This is a genomic window from Klebsiella sp. CN_Kp100 (assembly GCF_040065315.1).
GTDB classification, from domain to species: domain Bacteria; phylum Pseudomonadota; class Gammaproteobacteria; order Enterobacterales; family Enterobacteriaceae; genus Klebsiella; species Klebsiella oxytoca.
On record NZ_JBEAIJ010000041.1, the window covers coordinates 41,857 to 60,293 of the forward strand.

The following is an 18,437-nucleotide window of genomic DNA, read 5'->3' on the forward strand; positions in this document are numbered from 1 at the left end:
GTGAAGTATGAACGCTTTTGCACTTGAAGCCGAAGGGATCAGCAAATTCTTCCCCGGCGTGAAGGCGCTCGACAACGTCTCATTACGCGTGCGTCCGGGGACGGTGCACGCGCTGATGGGCGAAAACGGCGCCGGGAAATCCACGCTGATGAAATGCCTGATCGGGATCTACCGTCCCGATAAGGGCGCGATCCGCGTCAAAGGGGAGCCGGTCCAGTTTCAGGATACGATGGATGCGCTGCGCTCCGGGATCTCGATGATCCATCAGGAGCTTAATCTGGTACCGCATATGACGGTGGCTGAAAATATCTGGCTCGGTCGCGAGCCGATGAAATACGGTTTCGTCGATCATCGCCAGCTTGCCCGGCAGACTCAGGAACTACTGAATAAACTGAATATTCGTTTATCCGCCGATCGCCTGGTAGGGGAATTAAGCATCGCCGCCCAGCAGATGGTGGAGATTGCCAAAGCGGTTTCGTGGAATGCGGATATTGTGATTATGGACGAACCGACCTCGGCATTAACCGAGAGCGAAGTGGCGCATCTGTTTACCATTATTCGCGATTTACGCCAGCAGGGAAAAGCCATTATTTATATTAGCCATAAGATGGATGAAATTTTCACCATTACCGATGAGATCAGCGTATTTCGCGACGGCACCTGGGTAGGAAGTCAACCTACCACCGAGTTTACCCGCCAGTCGCTGATTACCCGGATGGTCGGGCGGGAGCTTACCCAGCTCTTTCCCAAATTCAATAATACCATTGGCGAAGAGGTGCTGACCGTGCGCAACCTGTCGCGCAAGGGGGTCTTTCACGATATCAACTTTAGCGTGCGCCGCGGGGAGATCCTCGGCGTGGCGGGGCTGGTGGGGGCCGGGCGTAGCGAAGTGATGGAAAGCCTGTTCGGCATGGAGAAAGCCGATAGCGGCGAAGTGCTGATTGACGGTGTGCCGGTCACTATTGATTCGCCTTCAACGGCGATTGAAAAAGGGATGGCGCTGCTGACGGAAGACCGCAAAAAGTCCGGCCTGTTCCTCGTACTGTCGGTGCTGGAGAATATGAGTATCGTCAAAATGCCGGAATATATCGGTAAAACCGGTTTTGTTCAGCACCTAAAAATGGCCGAGGACTGTATGGAGCAGATCCGCCGCCTGAATATTAAAACCCCCACCATGGATCAGATTATTAATAACCTTAGCGGCGGCAATCAGCAGAAGGTGCTTATTGCCCGCTGGCTGCTGGCTCAGCCGAAAATACTCATTCTCGATGAGCCGACCCGCGGAATTGACGTCGGGGCGAAAGCGGAAATATATCATCTGATTAGCGAACTGGCCAACCGCGGCGTGGCGGTCATTATGGTTTCTTCTGAATTACCTGAAATTCTCGGGATGAGCGACCGGGTGATGGTGATGCATGAAGGTCGGATTACCGGCATCCTCGATAAAGAGGACGCCGATCAGGAAACCATTTTGTCGTTGGCATCCCATTGAGGCACAGAGAATGAGCAATATGAAAATAACGGCGACCCCGATCGATGAGAAACCCTCTTTCTTTGGGCAATTACGCCACCGGCTGCCGAAAGATACCGGCATATTTATCGTCATGCTGGTGATTGCCCTGACTTTTGAAATTGCCGGCTGGTACGTCCGCGACCAGTCCTTTTTATTAAACACCAATCGCCTGATATTAATTGTTTTACAGGTAGCGATTATCGGTATTATCGCAGTCGGGGTTACTCAGGTCATTATTACCACCGGGATTGACCTCTCCTCCGGTTCGGTGATCGCGCTCGCCGCCGTGGTGGCGGCGAGCCTCGCGCAAACCTCCGACAGCCTGTCGCCGATGTTCCCGTCGCTGGTCAATATGCCGGCGATAATCCCGATTGGCGCCGGCATCGGCGTCGGTCTTCTGTGCGGCTTAACCAACGGTTTTCTGGTGACCCGCACCGGCATCCCGCCGTTTATTGCCACCCTGGGGATGATGGTGTCGGCGCGCGGTCTGGCGCAGTATTACACTCAGGGCAACCCGATTAGCTTCTTATCCGACAGCTTCACCGCCATCGGTCAGGGCGCGATGCCGGTGATTATTTTCTTCGTCGTTGCTGCGGTCTTCCACATCGCCCTGAAGCATACCCGCTACGGTAAATACGTTTATGCTATCGGCGGCAATATGACCTCGGCGAAGGTCTCCGGTATCAACGTGAATAAATACCTGGTGATCGTCTATACCATCGCCGGGGCGCTCTCCGGCCTTGCAGGCGTAGTGCTGGCGGCGCGCGTCAGCAGCGGCCAGTCGAGCATGGGAATGTCCTACGAGCTGGATGCGATCGCCGCGGCGGTTATCGGCGGCAGCAGCCTGATGGGCGGGGTAGGGCGCATCACCGGCACTTTAATCGGCGCCATGATCCTCGGCCTGATTAAGAGCGGGTTTACCTTTGTCGGCGTTGACGCCTACGTGCAGGATATTATTAAAGGCATCATTATCGTCGCGGCGGTGACTATCGATATGCGCCGCAACCGCAAAAAGCATTGATCGGCAATAGCCCACGGCCCTGGCTGGCGTGGGCTGTATCGCGTTTTACGTCGCGCTGCGAGCGGGCAGCTCATCGGCGGCAAGGCGTAAACTGTTGAGCAGCACGTTAGCCCCTTTCTCGGCCCATGCGGGCAGAATATTTTCCGCCTCGTTATGGCTAATTCCCTTCTCGCAGGGTATGAAAATCATGCTGGCGGGCGCGACCTTGCTGATATAGCAGGTATCGTGACCGGCGCCGGAGACCATGGTTCGCGCGCTATAGCCCAGTTCGTCCGCCGCTCGCTGGCTGCGCGCCAGACACTCGCGATCAAAAGCAATGGGCGCATAATCAAAAATGCGCTCGACGTTTGCCGCCACGCCGCGCGCCGCCAGCGCTTCAGCGGCACGATGCAGCGCCCGTTCCATGGCTTCCAGCGCCGGGGATTGCGGATGACGAAATTCGACGCTGCACGCCACGCCTCCCGGTACTACGTTGCGCGATCCCGGAATGACCTGCGCCATCCCGATAGTCGCGCGCCCGTCTGGATTATGGGCGATGCCGATTTGCTCCACCGCCAGCGCCAGCTCGGCGAAGGCGGTCAGCGCGTCGCGGCGGCTGCCCATCGGCGTGGTTCCGGCGTGTGCGGAAAAGCCCTCCAGGGTGACGTTGAACCAGCGCTGGCCCATTGCCGCGTGAACGAGGCCGATATCAACGCCTTCTTCTTCCAGAATCGGCCCCTGTTCGATATGCACTTCGTAGCAGGCGTGGAGCGGGCAGGCGGTGGCAGGACGCTCCCCGCGATAGCCGATAGCCTCCAGCGCCTCGCCGACGCTGATGCCGTCGCGATCTTCGCGGGCGAGCGCGAAGGACTCGCTAAACTGCCCGGCCCAGACGCCGGACGCCAGCATCGCCGGGGCAAAGCGCGCCCCTTCTTCGTTGGTCCAGTTCACCAGCACGATATCGCGTTCGGTCGCAATGCCGCGGTCGTTCAGCGTGCGCAGCGCCTCCAGCCCGGCGAGGACGCCGTAAATGCCGTCATAGCGGCCGCCGAGCGGTTGGGAATCGACGTGCGAACCGGTCAATACCGGGGGCAGATGCGAATGTTTACCGCGGCGGCGAATAAACATATTCCCCATACTGTCGACTTCGCAGGGGAAGCCAGCTTCACGCGCCCACTGGCGCAGCAGATTGCGCGCCTGGCGGTCCTCTTCGCTAAGCGCCAGTCGGGTCACGCCGCCCGCCGGCGTGGCGCCGAGCTGCGCCATCTCGTTGAGCGTCGACCACAGACGTGCGCCGTTGACGGTTATCATGGCTTATCCTTTTTCACGCGATAGCGGAAGTCGCAGCACTTTCCACCCTGCATAATGGTGGTGGTACGGGTCAGCTCCACATCCGGGGCATAGCCGACGATAAACTTATCGTCGCGGGCGCAGGAGAGCAGATGGCCAATCTCGCCGAGGCCCATTTCGTGGTACATCTCGGCGTAGCGGCAGCGGTTCACGTTGTAGTTATACTGCTGGTCGTCGGCGTCCAGTACCTTGACCTCCAGGGCGTTATCTTTTTCCCACAGATACTGCAGCGCGACAAAGCTGCGAATATCCGCGCCGTTCGGCTCCTGGCGGGCAAAGGCTTTCCCCGCCTCAATCGCAGCGTTTTCAATCGCTTCGCCGATGACCGCCTGGGCGCGAGCCTTACCTATCTCCCGCACCAGGATGTCGTAAATCGGCTTGATTATTTCTGCTTCAATTTTGCGGCGGGCGAGAATGCCCAGCTCGTTATTATCACTCATCACATTGCCTCACTGCGTTACTTCGTTGTTGCGCCGCCGAGTACGGTTTGCGGCTGCCATTTGCCGTCGACGACTTTATAAACGGTAAAGGTTGGCGATTTCAGGTTGCCCTCTTTATCAAAGGCGATTTGTCCGGTCACGCCGGCGTAGTTAATGGCGCGCAGGGCGGGCAGATAGTCGGCGGGATCGACGGAGTCGGCTTTTTCCATCGCCGCGACCAGCACGCGGGTAGCGTCATAGGCGAACGGCGCGTGCAGTTCGATATGGGTGTGATAGCGCGACTGGTAGGCCTGCTCGAAGGCTTTACCGCCCGGCATCTGCTCAACCGGCAGTCCCGGCTCCAGCGCCACCACGCCGTCGCCCTCTTTTTGCGCCAACTGGAGGAAGGTCTGGCTAACGAAGCCGCCTGCGCCCATCAGGGTGGCGTTCATGCCCAGCTGTTTGATGCGGCGCGCCAGCGGGGCGGCCTGACTATCGACGCCGCCAAAGAAAATCAGATCGGCGTTTTTGCTGCGGATAGCGGTCAGCACGGCGCTGAAGTCGACGGTTTTGTCATCGACGTACTGGCGGTCGACGATGTTGATTCCCTGCGCTTCCAGCGACTTAATAAACTCATCCGCCAGCCCCTGGCCGAAGGCGGTACGGTCATCGATGACCGCGATGCGTTTGGCCTTCAGGGTTTGTACCGCGTACTGTCCGGCAAACTGTCCGCCGTCATCGTCGTGGCCCATCACGCGGAAGCTGGTGTCGAAACCCTGTTTGGTGTAGGCGTGTCCGGTGGCGACCGGCGCGACCTGGGCGATGCCCGCATCGTGGTAAACCCGCGCAGCGGGAATGCTGGTGCCGGTGTTCCAGTGGCCGACGACGCCCGCGACGCCGCTATCCACCAGACGCTGGGCGACGGCGACGGCGGTGCGTGGGTCGGACTGATCGTCTTCCGATTGCAGCTTGAAGGTCACCGCCTTGCCGCCGATGGTCGGGTGCTGCTTGTTGATATCGTCAATCGCCAGCTGCGCGCCGTTTTCCAGATCCTTGCCGATACGCGCGGAAGGGCCGGTGAGCGGGCCTGCCAGGCCGATAATGACGGTTTCGCTGGCCGCGGACCACGCGGCGGATGAGGCAAAACCACTGAGCAGAATAGCGGCGCTGAGCGCGCTGATTTTTACGGTTTTCATTGTTTTTCCCTGATGCTGGTTGGTGTGTTAAACGGGCATTTCGCCCAAATAAATCTGTGCAATACGATCGTCGGCCAGCAGCGTTTGCGACTGACCGCGCTCGACGATGCTGCCGCTGTCCATCACCCAGGCGCTGTCGGTCGCCTCCAGCGCCAGGCGTGCGTTCTGCTCGATCAGCAGCAGCGCGACGCCGCGCTGGCGCAGGGTGGCGATAACGCGAAAAATGTTCTCGACCATCAGCGGCGCCAGGCCCATTGACGGCTCGTCGAGGATCAGCAGGCGCGGCTGGCTGAGCAGGGCGCGGTTGAGCGCCAGCAGCTGCTGTTCACCGCCGGAGAGCAGCCCCGCCAGCTGATGCTGGCGTTCGGCGAGGCGCGGGAAATTAGCGAAGATGGCGCGCATCTCCTGTTTGACCGCCGTCGCGTCGCGTCGTAGCCAGGCGCCCATTTGCAGGTTTTCCAGCACCGTCATGCGCGCAAAGATGCCGCGTCCTTCCGGCACCATCACGAGTCCTTCGCGCAGCAGGGATTCGGCCCGACGTTTGCGTATCGGTTTGCCGTTAAACAGAATTTCGCCGCTAAAGGGTTCCAGCCCGGTAATGGCGCGGACGGTGGAGCTTTTGCCCGCGCCGTTGGCGCCGATAAGCGTGGTCTGCTCGCCCTCTTTCACGCTGAATGAGACGTCGCGCACCGCCTGGATGCCGCCGTAGTGGACGCTAAGCTGGTTAACGGTTAATAAATCAGACATGGGCGCTGCCTCCCAGCCAGGCGGCGATCACCGCCGGATCTCGGCGTACGCTATCCGGCGTGCCGCTGGTTAACGTTTTGCCGTAATCCAGCACCATCAGGCGATCGCAGATCCCCATCACCAGCTTGACGTCATGCTCAATCATCAGCAGCGTTTTGCCGTCGTCGCGAATACGCAGCAGCAGTTCGCCAAGGGCCATCTTCTCGGCGGCGTTCATCCCGGCCGCTGGTTCATCCAGCGCTAACAGTCGCGGATCGGTCGCCAGCGCGCGGGCAATCTCCAGCCGCCGCTGGTGGCCGTAGGCGAGGTCGCAGGCGCGGTAGTGGGCGAACTGCGCGATACCGGTATAATCCAGCAGGTGCCAGGCCAGCTCGCGGGTTTGCGCTTCCTCGGCGCGGGCGCGTTTATGGCGGGAGAGCGCGGCCCACAGGCCATTACGGGTGCGCACGTGGCGGCCCACCATTACGTTCTCCAGCACCGACATGTCGTTAAACAGCCGCACGTTCTGAAAAGTGCGGGCGATCCCTGCGGCGGTCACTTTCTCAATATTCTTCGGAAAATAGGCTTCGCCGCCGATAGCGAACTCGCCGCTGTCCGCCGGGTAAAGCCCGGTAATCAGATTAAAACAGGTGGTTTTTCCCGCGCCGTTGGGGCCAATCAGGCCGTAGATTTCGCCCTCGTTGATGCTCAGCGATACGTTGTCGACCGCCGTCAGACCGCCAAAACGCTTGGTCATATGGCGTACGCTTAACAGGCTCATGCTTTTGCTCCTTGATGTCGCGCGGGCCAGATGCCCTGCGGGCGCAGCAGCATGACCAGCACCAGCGCCAGACCGTAGAACAGCTGGCGCAATACTTCCGGGTCAATCAGCACTTCGCCAAACAGCGCCTGCTGTACCGGCGCCGCCTGGCTGCGCAGCAGTTCCGGCAGCGCGGTCAGCAGCACCGCGCCGAGGATCACGCCGGGGATGTGCCCCATCCCGCCCAGCACCACCATCGCCAGGACCGCAATCGACTCCTGCAGGGTAAAGGATTCCGGCGAAACAAAGCCCTGAAATGCGCCGAACAGCGCGCCCGCCACGCCGCCGAATGAGGCGCCGATAGCGAAAGCCAGCAGTTTGTAATTACGCAGGTTGATGCCCATCGCGCGGGCGACGTCTTCGTCCTCGCGGATCGCGTGCCAGGCCCGACCAATGCGTGAATGCTGTAGCCGCAGGCAGACGAAAATAATCGCCACGATCGCCAGCATCAGCAGGTAGTACCACAGCCACAGCGCCGGGACTTTAAAGCCAAACCAGTGATAGACGCCGCTAAACTTGAGGCCGAACAGATTCAGCGAATCGACCCCGGAAATGCCTTTTGCGCCGTTGGTGATGTTGACCGGACGGTCGAGGTTGCGCATCAGGATGCGAATAATTTCACCGAACCCGAGGGTGACGATGGCCAGATAGTCGCCGCGCAGCTTGAGCGTCGGCGCGCCCAGCACGATACCGCAGCCTGCCGCCAGCAGCGCGGCGAGCGGAATAATCACCAGCCAGGAGGTGTGCAGGCCGTCCGGAAACCAGCTATTTAAAATCGGGAAGACGTCCAGCAGATGCGGCGAGGCCAGCAGCGCCGCCAGATACGCGCCGACGGCGTAAAAGGCGATAAAGCCCATATCCAGCAGGCCGGTGTAGCCGACCACAATATTCAGCCCCAGCGCCAGCATAACGTAGAGCAGGGCGAAGTCGATGACTCGCACCCAGTAGTTGCCGCCGAGCTGGCTGGCGACCATCGGCGCGACCAGCAGCGCGCAGACCAACAGGGTCATCCCGGACCAGAAGCGGCGGGAGACGACAGGCGTATCGAGTTGTGCCGTTGTCATGATTTTTCTCCTAAGCCCGGTGCGCGACGCGTTCGCCGAGCAAACCGGCCGGGCGGAAGACCAGCACCAGGATCAGCACCATAAAGGCGAAGATATCCTGGTAGTTGCTGCCGAAGACGCCGTGGGTCAGGTCCCCGAGATAGCCTGCGCCAAGAGATTCGATAAGGCCCAGCAGCAGGCCGCCGATCATCGCGCCGCGAATATTACCGATGCCGCCGAGCACCGCGGCGGTAAAGGCTTTAATGCCGGGCAGAAAGCCCATGGAGAAGCTGGCATTGCCGTAGTTGCTGGCCATCATGACGCCAGCGAGCGCGGCGAATATGCCGCCGATGGCGAAAGTGAGGGCGATAATTGCGTTAGGGTTAACGCCCATTAGCGTGGCGATGCGCGGATTTTCCGCTACCGCGCGCATACCGCGACCTAAACGGGTGTACTCCACCAGCAGCCACAAGCCAAGCATTACCGCGAAGGCCAGCGCGACGGTGACGATACCGGTGACGGTAACGAGAGCCGGCGGATGCGCTGTGCTGCCGTGGGTCACGGCGATGGCATCCATTGACAGGATCTGCGGGAACATCAGCGGATTACGCGACCAGACGATCATTGCCACGGTTTGCAGCAGTACCGAGACGCCGATCCCGGAGATCAGCGGCGCCAGGCGCGGGGCGTTGCGCAGGCGGCGGTAGGCAAAGCGTTCGACCGCCATCGCCAGCAGGGCGCAGACCGCCATGGCCAGCACCAGCGCCAGCCCCAGCTGCGCCAGCGGCGGCAAAGTGGGGAAATGGGCGTTCAGCGCGTGCATCCCGGAAAGCGTGGTCAACGCGCCGACCATCAGAATATCGCCGTGGGCAAAGTTAATAATGCGCAGGATGCCGTACACCATGGTGTAGCCGAGCGCGATCAGGGCGTAGATGCTGCCGAGCATGACCCCGTTGATGATTTGTTGTATGAGTGTGTCCAACTGATTGTTCCGACAAGGTGCTCAAATAATAGCTACCATCCAACAAATGAATTAAATTGTAAAATACGCATATATTCTTTCTTATTATAAATGTGTGGTTAACTATCTTTATGATTTTAAATATAATTCAATAATGCATCGGATAGCGAAATGCGCTAAGAAAATCAACATATGAAAAAAACAGAACAATCAGAGGGGCCGGTTAGCTGGTCGGAGAGTACGTTGGCCAACGATCCCCCGCTGCGGGCGGTGCGCGCCTTCGAGGCGATCGCACGCCTCGGCAGCGTAACCCTGGCGGCGCAGGAGCTGGCGATATCGCCCTCGGCGGTCAGCCATCAGCTCAAAGTGCTGGAAGGCTATTTGCAGATCCCGCTCACCGAACGTCAGGGGCGACGGCTGACCCTCAGCCAGCAGGGGCGGGAGTATTACCGCTCGATCCGCGCGGCGTTTAACGTGCTGCGTCAGGCCACTGAGCACCTGGTCGATCAGGTGCAAACCCAGCAGGTGACGATCAGCCTGATCCCGCTGTTTGGCATGGGCTGGTTTATTCCCCGGCTGCCGTCATTCGTGCACGCGAATCCGCATACCGAAATCAACGTGGTTTACGCCAACCACCGCAACTATCTTAGCGACGCTTCCGATATGTCGATCCGCTTTGGCAACGGTCACTGGGTTGGCTATCAAAGCGAAAAGCTGATCTCCGGCAGAATGGTTCCGGTATGCAGTCAGGCTTTTCTCCGCCTCCATGGGCATATTGATACCCCGGAACAGCTGTTACAGATGCCGCTGCTGCATGATGAGGAGCGCACCACGTGGAACCAGTGGTTTGTGCAGCAGGGAGTGAAGCGCCCGCCGCGATCGACCGGGCCGATGTTTGAGGATGGTCTGCTAACCCTGGCGGGCGTACAGGCCGGGCTGGGCTGTGCGCTAATGCGCGAGCCGCTGATCGCTCCCTATCTGAAGAGCGGCGAGCTGGTGAAAATCTTCGATGCGGCAATAGATGATGGCCGGGATTATTATCTCTGCGTGCGCCAGGATAGCGAGATGACCCCCAATGGCAAACTATTACAAAGCTGGCTTCGTCAGCAGGCCTTCGGCTGATATTTACTTAAGAATTTACTTAATCCAGCTCACACTTTTGTCCGGTCATCATTGAATTCATCAAAGGCCGCTTAGATAATCCGCCGAAATAACCCATTTTTATGATGGCGTGCTACTGCGAAAGCAGGCAAGACCAAAATAGAAATGCTCTCCCGCCAAGGGGAGCGTCTCTGTTTTGGTCTTTTTTTTTGCCCCAACACCAGGGAACACTATGAACTATAACGAAACAGCAGACAAAATCCTCCACGCGGTGGGTGGTGCGGAGAACATCCGTATGCTCACCCATTGCGCGACCCGGCTGCGCATGGAGTTCAACGACCGCGCAAAGGTTAACGATGCGCAGATTGGCGCCCTTCCCGGCGTGATCAGCGTAGTGGAGAAGGGCGGCCAGTTCCAGATAGTTATCGGCAATGAGGTGCAGCAGGTTTATCGCCTGCTCAATAAGGCGCTGCCGGAGAAAAAAGGCCCGGCAGGCGGCGATAAAAACGCGAAGCCGGCCGGCATCGTCGCCCGGATTATCAGCGTTATTTCGACCACCTTTACCCCGGTGATCCCGGCGATTACCGGCGCGGGGATGATTAAAGCGCTGCTGGCCATTCTCAAGCTCACCGGGGTGATTAGCGAAACCAGCTCGACGTATCAGCTGCTGAATATTATTGCCGACGCCGCCTTCTTCTTCCTGCCGGTGCTGCTGGCCTACGGCGCATCGCTGAAGTTTGAATGCAACCCGATTCTGGCGATGACCCTCGCGGGCGTGCTGCTGCATCCGGGCATCGGCCAGATGCTGGCGGCCGGTAAAGCGGTGGATTTTGTCGGCATCAACGTCCTGCTTTCCGATTACGCCGGTTCGGTGCTGCCGATTATTCTGACCGTGTGGCTGATGTCGTGGGTGGAGCGCTTCGCCGAAAAAGTGTCGCCATCGATTATCAAGTTTTTCGTTAAGCCGATGCTGATTCTGCTGATTACCGCGCCGCTGGCGCTGGTGGTGGTCGGCCCGGCGGGCATTTTGCTTAACGACCTGGTGGCCGCGGGGGCGGGCGCTATCGACCGCCACGCCAGCTGGTTAATCCCGATGCTGATGGGCACCCTGCAGCCCTTCCTGATCATTACCGGCACCGCCTGGGCGATGACGCCGATCGCCACCGGTCAGCTGAGTAAAAGCGGTTACGAGATGATTAACGGCCCGGGGATGCTGGCCTCAAACGTGGCGATGGGCGCGGCGACGCTGTGCGTGGCGCTGAAAACCAAAAATAGCAACCTGCGCCAGCTGGCCTCCTCGTCGGGATTTACCGCACTGCTGGGGATCACCGAACCGGCGCTGTACGGGGTGCTGCTCAAGTTCCGCCGCGTGCTGATTGCCGCGATGATCGGCGGCGGCTGCGCCGGGGTCTATGCCGGGGTGAGCGGGCTGGTGCGCTACGCGTTTGTCTCGCCAGGCCTCGCGGCGCTGCCGGCGTTTATCGGTGAAAACCCGATGAACATCGTTCATGCGCTGGTGACCTGCGCGATTTCCATCGTGGTGACCTTTACCTTGACCTGGTTTATCGCCTTCAAAGATGTTCCTGAGGAACAAGAAGCGGTGGACGAGGCGCCGCAGCCTGCGGCGAGCGCTAAAAGCGAGGGGGAGACGGAAGTATTAAGCCCGCTGCGCGGTCAGGTGGTGGCGCTAAGTGAAGTGAACGACGACGTCTTTTCCGGCGGTCTGCTGGGCGAGGGGCTGGCGATTCGTCCCGAAGAGGGAGTACTGCGCGCGCCGTTTAGCGGCACGGTGATGATGTTTCTGCCCTCCTGCCACGCCGTTGGCCTGCAGAGCGACAGCGGGGTTGAGCTGCTGATCCATATCGGTATTGATACCGTTAATCTTAACGGCCAGCACTTTAGCTCATCGCTGAAGGTGGGGGATAGGGTGGAGGCGGGGCAGGTGCTGATCCGCTTTGATATTCCCGCCATCGAACAGGCCGGATACGACCTGATTACGCCAGTCATTGTGGTCAACGGCGACGGGCAGCACGCTCTGCGCTTTACCGACGCCGCCCGGGTGGATTACGGCGAGACGCTGATGGTGCAATCCGTTAAGGAGGCGCAGCCATGATTTATCAACAGCAGGCCCGGTTCCCGGACGGTTTTCTGTGGGGCGCGTCCACCTCAGCCTATCAGGTTGAGGGCGCGTGGAATGAAGACGGTAAAGGACCGTCGGTAGTCGACATGCTTAGCCATCCGCCGGGAACGGCGGACTTCCGCATCGCCAGCGACCACTATCATCGCGTGGAGGAGGACGTCGCGCTGATGGCGCAGATGGGGCTGAAGGCCTACCGTTTTTCGGTGGCCTGGTCGCGGGTGATACCTGACGGCGATGGCCCGGTGAATCCGGTTGGGCTGGCCTTTTATCACCGCCTGATCGACACCCTGACGCGCCACGGGATCACCCCCATCGTGACGCTCTACCACTTCGACCTGCCGTGGGCGCTGGAGCTAAAAGGCGGCTGGCTGAACCGCAAAACCGGGGAGGCATTCGTGCGCTATGCCAGGCTGCTGTTCAGCGAATTTGCCGCCAAAGTTCCGCTCTGGCTGACCATCAACGAACAGAACACCATGATTCTGCATCCCGGCGCGATTGGCGTGCCCGCCGATCGTGAACTGCCGGATAAGAAGGCGCTGTACCAGCAGAATCATCATATGATGCTGGCCCAGGCGCAGATCTTCGCCCTGTGCCACCGTGAGTTCCCCGGGCTGCGCATCGGCCCGGCGATAAACACCACGTCGATGTACGCCGAAAGCTGTAAGCCGGAGGACGCCATCGCCGCGCATAACTGGGAGACGCTGCGCTGCTGGAGCTTTCTGGATGTTGCGGTGCATGGGCGCTACAACGCCCTGGCGTGGGCCTATATGCAGGATCGCGGCCTCGCGCCGGAACTGCAGCCGGAGGATGCGCTGATTTTGCAGCAGGGGAGGCCGGACTTTATCGCCATTAATTACTACTCGACCGCCACCATTGCCGCCAGCCGGGGCGACGGCGGGGACGTTGCGCCCCGCGCGGGCGATCAGCAAATTATGCTGGGCGAAGAGGGGGTTTATCGTCCGGCGGAAAATCCATGGGTCGGCAAAACCCCCTACGGCTGGGTGGTCGATCCGGTTGGGCTGCGTCTGACGCTGCGTAAAGTGTGCGAGCGCTATGGTCTGCCGATTCTGATTAGCGAAAACGGGATGGGCGCGCCGGACAAGCTGGAGCCTGACGGGACGGTGAATGACGACTATCGCATCGCTTTCCTCGACGCGCATATCGCACAGATGCGGCTGGCGATTGCCGACGGCGTCGAGCTGATGGGCTACTGTCCGTGGGCGGCAATTGACGTGGTCAGCACTCACCAGGGATACGCCAAGCGCTACGGTTTTATTTATGTCGATCGCGGCGAGGATGACCTGAAGCGCCTGCAAAGGATCCGCAAACGCAGCTTCTGGTGGTATAAGGATGTCATCGCGCAAAACGGCAACCACGACGAGTCGCAGAGATGATTGTTCAGAAGGTGCTCAATAATAGCCTCGTGCTCTCGATGGACGACGATAACAGGGAGGTTATCGTCATGGGGAAAGGCATTGGTTTCAATAGCAGGCCCGGCGATGCAATCGCCCCGGAGAAGATAGAGAAGCTATTCGTAACCCAGGCGCTCGGCGCGCGCAGCGGCTATCTTGAGGCGCTCTCCGCCATTCCGGATGAGGTCATTGAGATGGCCGCAATGATTATTTCCCGCGCCAATATGCAGCTCGCCAGCAAAGTCCGCGAGCAGATTTTCTTTACCCTCGCCGACCATCTGACTTTCGCCATCGAGCGCAGCCGCAAAGGTATCGCTATTCAGAACCGCCTGCTGCCGGAAGTCAGGCGCTTTTATCCGCAGCAGTTCCGCGTCGCCAGTGAGGCGGTGACGATTATTCGCCAGCAGTACGGGATTGAACTGCCGGAGGAGGAAGCCGGGAATATCGCCTTTCATCTGGTTAACGGCCAGAGCGAGGGCGACGACGTAGCGCAGACCATGCAGTCGGTGAAAATGCTGAAGGATATTTTTAATCTCGTGCAGTACCACTTTAAGCAGCAGATAGACACCGAATCGATAAACTACTCGCGCTTTCTGGTCCATATGCAGTTTTTCCTCCAGCGTTTACAGGAGGGGGAGCTGGACGGCGCGCGGGACAGCTTTCTGCTGGTGCAGGTGATTAAGGCGTATCCGGAGGCTTACCGCTGCGCGCTGCTGATCCGCGACTACGTCAAAGCCCAGCTCGATATCACCCTCGGCGGCAACGAGCTGCTGTGGCTCACCGTTCATCTGGTGCGGATCGCGGGGCTGGATGCGTGAATCACCGATGCCGAAACTGCAGCGTCGCCGGCAGGTAGCGCTGTAGCGGTTCAGGCGTGTTGCCCTCGATCAGCTGACTGATTAAATCGTAGCAGTGCCAGGCGAGCTGGCGGTTATCCTGCTGTACGGTATCAATACGCAGCGACAGCGAATCGTAGAGATAGTGATCGTCAAAGCTCGCCAGGTGGATGTCGGAGTCGAGCAAATGGTGCTGGCTCATATAGCGCAGCACCCCTTCCAGCAGCCCGCAGGCGGCGGTAAATAGCGCCTTTGGCGGCCTTCCCAGACGCGCGCAGAGGGCGGCGAACATCTCATAGCCGGAGCTGGGATGGTAGTTGCCGTTGATCACCCACTCCGGGCGCAATTCAATACCCGCCCGGGCCAGACCCTGCGTAAACCCGGCCAGACGATCGCGGGAGGGCGACAGACGCGGCTGACCGCCTAAAAACCAGAACTCATCGCTATGCTGAGGCGCGATGCGGGAAATCAGCTCCGTCGTTGGGGTAATCGAATCGGTCATCACCAGCGGCAGCGCGCTTTCATTAGGACAGCGGTCAAACAGCACCACCGGCAGCTGTTCGCTGAGTTTCAGGTAGTCGGCATCGTTGTGCATACAGGAGGCGACGATCAGACCGTCAACCTGGCGGGCAATCATGTTATTGACCACCATGCTCTCCTGACCGGGGTTTTCATCGGTACAGGAGATCAGCAGCTGGACGCCCGCTTCGCGGCACAGCATCTCCAGCTCATGGGAAAAGACCGCAAAGCCGTAGTTGGTGATTTCCGGCACCACCAGGCCGATGGTGTGGCTACGGTTGTCGCGCAGCGAGCGGGCGTGGATGCTCGGCTGATAGTGCTGCTCGCGGGCAATCGCCAGCACGCGCTCGCGCGTTTCCTGCGCCACGCGCAGCTCCTTGCCACGCCCGTTCAGCACCAGGCTGGCGGTCGCTTTGGAAACGCCCGCCAGTTCGGCGATATCTTTAATGGTTACGCGTTTGGTTTTCATTACGACGCCATGAGCCTGAAAGCAAAACGCTTATTCTACCATGCATGTTCGCAGCGGCCAGTAGCAGAATGCGTCCGGCGCGCTGCCGGAGAAAATCAGCTGCGCCGGATAAGCCGGGAAGCAGCGGCTGCTCATCACCCCCTCGCCGTCGTTGATGAAAATCTCCACGCTCGACCGGTCGATGAAAATCCGCAGCGAACGGACCTCGCCGCGCCAGTAACGATAGTGCATCTCGTCGCCGGCGAGGCTGCGTCGCGCCAGGCGAATCCCGCGGGTATCGCGCTCAAGGGTCAACGCGCCGCCGAAATCGAGGCTTAACGTATCGTTCCGGGCGGTTTGCAGGGCGATTTCCATCGGCGCCAGCGGCAGGGCGTTCCCCGGCCAGCCGTGCGCTTCGCCGCGCAAAGCGGTCAGCTCGCGCAGCGGACGCTGGTAGAGCTGACCGTCGATCAACTCCAGCTCACGCAGGCAGGTCATCTGATGGATCCAGCCGTTGGCAAGAGTCGGCTGAAGCATCTCTTCGCCGTCCGGCACGCCCATCCAGCCGACCAGCAGACGGCGGCCATCGCGGGTGTGCATGGTTTGCGGGGCATAAAACTCAAACCCGGCGTCCAGTTCGTGCAGCTCGCGGTGGCTGAAAGCGGCGCGGTCGTAGTCGAAACCACCGGCCATCCATACCGCCGGATAGGTATTGAGGAAGCGCTCTTCTTCGCGAGCCATCCCCTGCGGGCAGCAGATCAGAATATGCTGGTCGCCGAGCGGAAACAGATCCGGGCACTCCCACATATAGCCGGCGTCGTCGAGGCCATTGAGGCCGTAGCCGGCGATTTCGCCCTCATTCGTCCACTGATGGAGGTCTGCGGAGCTGAACAGCAGCACCTTGCCGCGCTTTTGCCGATCCTGCGCGCCCAGTACCATGTACCAGCGTCCTTCGTGCCGCCAGACTTTCGGGTCGCGTACGTGGCCGGTGTAGCCCTCCGGCAGGGGCAGGACCGGGCCAATTTTGCGGAAGGTGCCGTCGGCGTTTTCCGTTGCCAGGCACTGCCAGGCGGTTCGGCCGCCATCGGCAAACTTCACGTTGCCGGTATAGCACAGGGTGAGCGTACCGTTGTTATCCACCGCGCTGCCGGAGTAGCAGCCGTTACGGTCATACTCTTCGTCCGGCATCAGCGCAATCGGCTCATGCTGCCAGTGCAGTAAATCGGCGGAGCTCCAGTGCCCCCAGCACTTAAATTTATGATCGCAGGCGAGCGGGTTCCACTGATAAAACAGGTGATAGCGTCCGGCAAATTCGACAAAGCCGTTGGGGTCGTTCATCAGCCCGGTAACTGGCGCATGGTGCCAGCGCGGATAGTGACTATCGGCCAGCGCGCCCGGCTGGCCCTGCATAACGGCCTGCAAAATCGCAGGCAGCCGTGATGGAAGTGACATTATTCAGCGTCCGTTTTGTATTTCAGCACCAGGGAAACCGTAAAGGCGACGCCAAAGGCGATAACCATTCCGATAATGTAGTTCAGCAGCGAGCTGGCCTGCACGATGGCCATGCCGGGGATCGCCGTCAGGCCTACCGCGGTCATGTAGACGTGCATGGATACTACCCACGCGCCGCCCGCCGCGCCGCCGATCAGCGCCGCGATAAACGGCTTCACAAAGCGCAGGTTGATACCAAAAATCGCCGCCTCGGTGATGCCAAGCATGGCGGAAAACGCTGAGGGCAGCGTAATGGCTTTAATTTTTGCGTCTTTGGTTTTGAACCACACCGCCAGGCAGGCGCCACCCTGAGCGACGTTAGCCATCGCCCAAATCGGCAGCAGGAAGTTGACGCCGATGGAGGGATTGCCGAGGAGTCCGGCTTCGATGGCGTGGAAGCTGTGGTGAATACCGGTAATGACGATAACCGAATAGAGACCGCCAAACAGCAGACCAGCTAGCCAGCCGGCGTGGCTAATCAGGGTGCTGAGGACAAACGAAATACCGTCGCCGAGCGCGCGACCGGCCGGGCCGATAATCAGCAGGGCGATAAAGCCGGAAATAATCACCGTCAGGAACGGCGTCAGTATCAGGTCCAGGGCATCGGGGATCGCGCGGCGCAGCTGCTTTTCAACGATGCTCATAAACCAGACCGCCAGCAGCACCGGGAACACCGTACCCTGATAGCCGATCATGGCGATTTCGAGGCCGAAGAAGTTCATGGTATGGAAACCGGCGGCGACTCCCCAGGCGTTCGTCAGCGCCGGGTGGGTCAGAATGCCGCCGAGCGTTGCGCCGAGATAGGGGTTTCCGCCGAATTCGCGGGCGGCGGTAAAGCCAATCAGAATCGGTAGAATGATAAACGCCGCCGAGCTGCACATATCCAGCATGATGTAGATAGCGTTGCCTGGGTCAACCCAGCCGTAGGTTTTGACCATTCCCAGCAGGCCCATCAGCAGACCGGAGGCGACGATGGCCGGGATAATCGGCACGAAGATGTTTGACAGCAGGCGGGCGATGCGCTGGAACGGGTTAAGCTTTTTCGCCGCGATGTCGGCGGCTTCCGATTTACTGGACTCGCTAATACCTGCCGCCTGAATAAAAGCGGCATAGACTTTATTCACCACCCCGGTGCCGAAAATAATCTGCATCTGCCCGGCATTACGAAAGCAGCCCTTAACCCCTTCAATTTTGCCGATGGCCTGCTGGTCAGCCAGCGCGTCATCAACCAGCACCAGGCGCAGGCGCGTGGCGCAGTGCGCGGCGCTGGCGATATTTTCCTTGCCTCCCAGAAGCGGAAGCAGCGAGCGGGAAATCTGTTCAAAATCCATAGTACCCTCTGAATGCGTAAACATTTTCGTGTTGTCGTCCCGTGTTCACGGGGGCGCAGTTTCTGCGTCGTTATTGTGTCCGGGGCGACGAAGGCGTTTTGCCGCCCCGGCGGTTCCTGTCGTCTGATGTA

The 18,437-nt window shown here is 59.7% G+C and carries 16 protein-coding genes; 6 read left to right on the forward strand and 10 right to left on the reverse strand.

Translation table 11 applies throughout. From position 1 onward, the window contains the following. Nucleotides 1-7 precede the first annotated feature (7 nt). Both ABLV12_RS17385 and ABLV12_RS17390 read left to right on the forward strand, forming a co-directional pair. Nucleotides 8-1,492 (forward strand): sugar ABC transporter ATP-binding protein, encoded by a 1,485-nt coding sequence (locus ABLV12_RS17385; protein WP_004111095.1) that lies wholly within the window; start codon nucleotides 8-10, stop codon nucleotides 1,490-1,492. A 19-nt stretch (nucleotides 1,493-1,511) separates the two neighbouring features. Then, on the forward strand, nucleotides 1,512-2,534 hold the full coding sequence (locus ABLV12_RS17390) for an ABC transporter permease (RefSeq protein WP_024273870.1): 1,023 nt from the start codon (nucleotides 1,512-1,514) through the stop codon (nucleotides 2,532-2,534). Nucleotides 2,535-2,579: 45 nt separating this feature from the next. On the opposite strand, the gene ABLV12_RS17395 is transcribed toward ABLV12_RS17390, so the two are convergent. From ABLV12_RS17395 to ABLV12_RS17425, 7 genes are read right to left on the reverse strand one after another with little or no spacing between them, the layout of a single operon-like run. Continuing rightward, the gene (locus ABLV12_RS17395; RefSeq protein ID WP_348867187.1) at nucleotides 2,580-3,824 is read right to left on the reverse strand and encodes a Zn-dependent hydrolase; all 1,245 of its coding nucleotides are present in this window, start codon (nucleotides 3,822-3,824) and stop codon (nucleotides 2,580-2,582) included. Next, nucleotides 3,821-4,303 carry an L-2-amino-thiazoline-4-carboxylic acid hydrolase gene (locus ABLV12_RS17400; protein ID WP_004099867.1) on the reverse strand — a complete coding sequence of 161 codons (483 nt, stop codon included), beginning with the start codon at nucleotides 4,301-4,303 and terminating at the stop codon, nucleotides 3,821-3,823. Before ABLV12_RS17400 ends, ABLV12_RS17395 begins: the two co-directional genes overlap by 4 nt. 17 nt (nucleotides 4,304-4,320) lie before the next feature. Next, nucleotides 4,321-5,478 (reverse strand): branched-chain amino acid ABC transporter substrate-binding protein, encoded by a 1,158-nt coding sequence (locus ABLV12_RS17405; RefSeq protein WP_023320490.1) that lies wholly within the window; start codon nucleotides 5,476-5,478, stop codon nucleotides 4,321-4,323. A gap of 27 nt (nucleotides 5,479-5,505) precedes the next feature. Continuing rightward, entirely contained in the window at nucleotides 5,506-6,225 is a 720-nt protein-coding gene (locus tag ABLV12_RS17410; RefSeq protein ID WP_004111101.1) for an ABC transporter ATP-binding protein, read from the reverse strand. Next, entirely contained in the window at nucleotides 6,218-6,985 is a 768-nt protein-coding gene (locus tag ABLV12_RS17415; protein ID WP_016809094.1) for an ABC transporter ATP-binding protein, read from the reverse strand. Before ABLV12_RS17415 ends, ABLV12_RS17410 begins: the two co-directional genes overlap by 8 nt. Further along, the gene (locus ABLV12_RS17420; protein ID WP_026055971.1) at nucleotides 6,982-8,088 is read right to left on the reverse strand and encodes an ABC transporter ATP-binding protein; all 1,107 of its coding nucleotides are present in this window, start codon (nucleotides 8,086-8,088) and stop codon (nucleotides 6,982-6,984) included. Before ABLV12_RS17420 ends, ABLV12_RS17415 begins: the two co-directional genes overlap by 4 nt. A gap of 10 nt (nucleotides 8,089-8,098) precedes the next feature. After that, nucleotides 8,099-9,049 carry a branched-chain amino acid ABC transporter permease gene (locus ABLV12_RS17425; protein WP_064396900.1) on the reverse strand — a complete coding sequence of 317 codons (951 nt, stop codon included), beginning with the start codon at nucleotides 9,047-9,049 and terminating at the stop codon, nucleotides 8,099-8,101. A gap of 171 nt (nucleotides 9,050-9,220) precedes the next feature. Between ABLV12_RS17425 and ABLV12_RS17430 the strand changes: the two genes are divergently transcribed. The 4 genes from ABLV12_RS17430 (at nucleotide 9,221) to ABLV12_RS17445 (ending at nucleotide 14,499) form a co-directional block, all read left to right on the forward strand. After that, on the forward strand, nucleotides 9,221-10,150 hold the full coding sequence (locus ABLV12_RS17430) for a LysR substrate-binding domain-containing protein (RefSeq protein ID WP_004099887.1): 930 nt from the start codon (nucleotides 9,221-9,223) through the stop codon (nucleotides 10,148-10,150). A 211-nt stretch (nucleotides 10,151-10,361) separates the two neighbouring features. Beyond that, a complete protein-coding gene (locus tag ABLV12_RS17435; protein ID WP_004111108.1) occupies nucleotides 10,362-12,242 on the forward strand; it encodes a beta-glucoside-specific PTS transporter subunit IIABC in 1,881 nt (626 codons plus the stop codon). Further along, on the forward strand, nucleotides 12,239-13,663 hold the full coding sequence (locus ABLV12_RS17440) for a glycoside hydrolase family 1 protein (RefSeq protein WP_064396898.1): 1,425 nt from the start codon (nucleotides 12,239-12,241) through the stop codon (nucleotides 13,661-13,663). The genes ABLV12_RS17435 and ABLV12_RS17440 overlap by 4 nt, the downstream gene beginning before the upstream one ends. Then, a complete protein-coding gene (locus ABLV12_RS17445) occupies nucleotides 13,660-14,499 on the forward strand; it encodes a PRD domain-containing protein (protein WP_016809099.1) in 840 nt (279 codons plus the stop codon). The genes ABLV12_RS17440 and ABLV12_RS17445 overlap by 4 nt, the downstream gene beginning before the upstream one ends. Nucleotide 14,500: 1 nt before the next feature. Here ABLV12_RS17445 and ABLV12_RS17450 read toward each other — a convergent pair whose 3' ends face one another. Genes ABLV12_RS17450 through ABLV12_RS17460 form a run of 3 tightly spaced genes read right to left on the reverse strand, consistent with a single transcriptional unit; the run spans nucleotide 14,501 to nucleotide 18,306 of the window. Continuing rightward, a complete protein-coding gene (locus ABLV12_RS17450) occupies nucleotides 14,501-15,505 on the reverse strand; it encodes a LacI family DNA-binding transcriptional regulator (RefSeq protein ID WP_064344971.1) in 1,005 nt (334 codons plus the stop codon). A 30-nt stretch (nucleotides 15,506-15,535) separates the two neighbouring features. Beyond that, nucleotides 15,536-16,936: a sucrose-6-phosphate hydrolase gene (locus ABLV12_RS17455; RefSeq protein WP_348867188.1), complete on the reverse strand. Its 1,401-nt coding sequence runs from the start codon at nucleotides 16,934-16,936 to the stop codon at nucleotides 15,536-15,538. Continuing rightward, nucleotides 16,936-18,306, reverse strand: coding sequence for a sucrose-specific PTS transporter subunit IIBC (locus tag ABLV12_RS17460; RefSeq protein WP_004111111.1), 1,371 nt, complete (start codon nucleotides 18,304-18,306; stop codon nucleotides 16,936-16,938). The genes ABLV12_RS17455 and ABLV12_RS17460 overlap by 1 nt, the downstream gene beginning before the upstream one ends. Between the last annotated feature and the right edge of the window lie 131 nt (nucleotides 18,307-18,437).